We start from the raw sequence: 3,769 nt of genomic DNA on the forward strand, positions 1-3,769 counted from the left end.
ACCGGTTGACAGTCGCGGCAGATTCGCTAGAATGTGCGCCACTCGTGACGGCGGCCTCAAGGCCTCCGCGGCGATCCTCTCGAGACGACCCTTCAGGGTTGCGTGTCGAAAGGTGTCGGTCACTCGCAAGGTTCCTCGGAATGCTTTGCCGGGTTGACAACGACAGCCACTCACGTAGAATACGCCTTCCTCGCAGGGCGCTGGCGAGACCGCCGCTTCTTCGGTAGTTAACGAAAGCGATCGGCACGACAGCAAGCGAGACGCTCCGCTCTCAACGAGACGTGAGCCGCTCTTTAACAATCGATCAGGTAATTCATGTGGGCGCTTGTCGATGGCTCGGTGACCATGTCACAGAACCATCAAGGCAAGCGACTCGTCATAGATCGCAAGATCTATTTGAGACGTTTGAACCTTGAGCCAAGTTTGGTGCTACTTCAAGCACTTATGATCTTAAACTGAAGAGTTTGATCATGGCTCAGATTGAACGCTGGCGGCAGGCCTAACACATGCAAGTCGAGCGGAAACGATGGAAGCTTGCTTCCAGGCGTCGAGCGGCGGACGGGTGAGTAATGCATAGGAATCTGCCCGATAGTGGGGGATAACCTGGGGAAACTCAGGCTAATACCGCATACGTCCTACGGGAGAAAGCAGGGGATCTTCGGACCTTGCGCTATCGGATGAGCCTATGTCGGATTAGCTAGTTGGTGAGGTAACGGCTCACCAAGGCCGCGATCCGTAGCTGGTCTGAGAGGATGATCAGCCACATCGGGACTGAGACACGGCCCGAACTCCTACGGGAGGCAGCAGTGGGGAATATTGGACAATGGGCGAAAGCCTGATCCAGCCATGCCGCGTGTGTGAAGAAGGCCCTCGGGTTGTAAAGCACTTTCAGTGGGGAAGAAATCCTCAGGGCCAATACCCCTGAGGGAGGACATCACCCACAGAAGAAGCACCGGCTAACTCCGTGCCAGCAGCCGCGGTAATACGGAGGGTGCAAGCGTTAATCGGAATTACTGGGCGTAAAGCGCGCGTAGGCGGCGTGATCAGCCGGTTGTGAAAGCCCCGGGCTCAACCTGGGAACGGCATCCGGAACTGTCACGCTAGAGTGCAGGAGAGGAAGGTAGAATTCCCGGTGTAGCGGTGAAATGCGTAGAGATCGGGAGGAATACCAGTGGCGAAGGCGGCCTTCTGGACTGACACTGACGCTGAGGTGCGAAAGCATGGGTAGCAAACAGGATTAGATACCCTGGTAGTCCATGCCGTAAACGATGTCGACTAGCCGTTGGGGTCCTTGTGACCTTTGTGGCGCAGTTAACGCGATAAGTCGACCGCCTGGGGAGTACGGCCGCAAGGTTAAAACTCAAATGAATTGACGGGGGCCCGCACAAGCGGTGGAGCATGTGGTTTAATTCGATGCAACGCGAAGAACCTTACCTACTCTTGACATCGTGCGAACTTGGTAGAGATACCTTGGTGCCTTCGGGAACGCACAGACAGGTGCTGCATGGCCGTCGTCAGCTCGTGTTGTGAAATGTTGGGTTAAGTCCCGTAACGAGCGCAACCCCTATCCCTATTTGCCAGCGATTCGGTCGGGAACTCTAGGGAGACTGCCGGTGACAAACCGGAGGAAGGTGGGGATGACGTCAGGTCATCATGGCCCTTACGAGTAGGGCTACACACGTGCTACAATGGCCGGTACAAAGGGTTGCGAAGCCGCGAGGTGGTGCTAATCCCGAAAAGCCGGTCTCAGTCCGGATCGGAGTCTGCAACTCGACTCCGTGAAGTCGGAATCGCTAGTAATCGTGAATCAGAATGTCACGGTGAATACGTTCCCGGGCCTTGTACACACCGCCCGTCACACCATGGGAGTGGACTGCACCAGAAGTGGTTAGCTTAACCTTCGGGAGAGCGATCACCACGGTGTGGCTCATGACTGGGGTGAAGTCGTAACAAGGTAGCCGTAGGGGAACCTGCGGCTGGATCACCTCCTTACCGACTACGTCACCGACTGTCGGCAAGTGCCCACAATGAATTACCTGATCGACCAGAGCAAAAGACTGTTTGGGTTGCCCATTCAGTGGTTTCGCCGGGTCTGTCGCTCAGTTGGCTAGAGCGCACCCCCTGACCTTATGAAAAGTAGGGAGAGGTCGGCAGATTGCTGGAGAGGACCCGAGTAATAGCGCCGGGTCTGTAGCTCAGTTGGTTAGAGCGCACCCCTGATAAGGGTGAGGTCGGCAGTTCGAGTCTGCCCAGACCCACCAATTTGCGTGATACGTTGTTGCTTCTCTTCTCGTGTACCCGCTACACATTGTCGAAACGCACCGTGTCTCACTCAAATTATCCGGGGCCTTAGCTCAGCTGGGAGAGCGCCTGCCTTGCACGCAGGAGGTCAGCGGTTCGATCCCGCTAGGCTCCACCACTCAACAGTCAACAAGTTTTAAGTCGTACGCTTTTTCGTAAAGCTTACCGCTTAGAGCTTCTCGCTCTAATTGCTCTTTAACAATGTGATTCATGCTGACAAACGTTCTTTCCGCAAGGAAAGAACACGAGATACGTTTCAAGCGCGTATCCGGCAATGTCGTGTGTCATCGCGGACCAGACCCTTTGGGGTTATATGGTCAAGCGATGAAGCGCATACGGTGGATGCCTAGGCAGCCAGAGGCGATGAAAGACGTGGAAGCCTGCGATAAGGCTCGGCGAGGTGGCAAACAACCTGTGACCCGGGCATCTCTGAATGGGGAAACCCACCCACGGTAACGTGGGTATCCCGCACTGAATCCATAGGTGACGGGAGGCGAACCAGGGGAACTGAAACATCTAAGTACCCTGAGGAAAAGAAATCAACCGAGATTCCCCCAGTAGCGGCGAGCGAACGGGGACCAGCCCTTAAGCATGTGACTGATTAGACGAACGCGTTGGGAAGCGCGGCCATAGCGGGTGATAGCCCCGTAGTCGAAAATCTGATCATGTGAAATCGAGTAGGTCGGGGCACGAGAAACCTTGACTGAAGACGGGGGGACCATCCTCCAAGGCTAAATACTCCTGGCTGACCGATAGTGAACCAGTACCGTGAGGGAAAGGCGAAAAGAACCCCGGAGAGGGGAGTGAAATAGATCCTGAAACCGTATGCGTACAAGCAGTGGGAGCAGACTCGTTCTGTGACCGCGTACCTTTTGTATAATGGGTCAGCGACTTATTTTCAGTGGCGAGCTTAACCGTATAGGGGAGGCGTAGGGAAACCGAGTCTTAACTGGGCGACCAGTCGCTGGGAATAGACCCGAAACCGGGCGATCTATCCATGAGCAGGTTGAAGGTTGAGTAACATCAACTGGAGGACCGAACCCACGTATGTTGAAAAATGCGGGGATGACTTGTGGATCGGAGTGAAAGGCTAATCAAGCCCGGAGATAGCTGGTTCTCCTCGAAAGCTATTTAGGTAGCGCCTCACGTAGCACCGCCGGGGGTAGAGCACTGTTTCGGCTAGGGGGTCATCCCGACTTACCAACCCGAGGCAAACTCCGAATACCGGTGAGTGACGCGTGGGAGACACACAGTGGGTGCTAACGTCCATTGTGAAAAGGGAAACAACCCAGACCGTCAGCTAAGGTCCCCAAATCCTGGTTAAGTGGGAAACGAGGTGGGAAGGCTCAGACAGCTAGGAGGTTGGCTTAGAAGCAGCCATCCTTTAAAGAAAGCGTAATAGCTCACTAGTCGAGTCGGCCTGCGCGGAAGATATAACGGGGCTAAACCAGGTACCGAAGCTACGGGT

The 3,769-nt window shown here is 55.0% G+C and carries 2 tRNA genes and 2 rRNA genes; all 4 read left to right on the forward strand.

What is annotated here, in order from left to right:
• The first annotated feature begins 452 nt into the window (after positions 1-452).
• Positions 453-1,992: ribosomal RNA gene (locus E0702_RS15705) — 16S ribosomal RNA — on the forward strand.
• Between the two features lie 192 nt (positions 1,993-2,184).
• Positions 2,185-2,261, forward strand: a tRNA-Ile gene (locus tag E0702_RS15710).
• 82 nt (positions 2,262-2,343) lie between these two features.
• Positions 2,344-2,419 (forward strand) — tRNA-Ala (locus E0702_RS15715).
• Between the two features lie 197 nt (positions 2,420-2,616).
• Positions 2,617-3,769, forward strand: a 23S ribosomal RNA gene (locus tag E0702_RS15720); the annotation flags it as partial.

This window comes from Halomonas marinisediminis, from assembly GCF_004347715.1.
GTDB lineage: Bacteria > Pseudomonadota > Gammaproteobacteria > Pseudomonadales > Halomonadaceae > Halomonas > Halomonas icarae.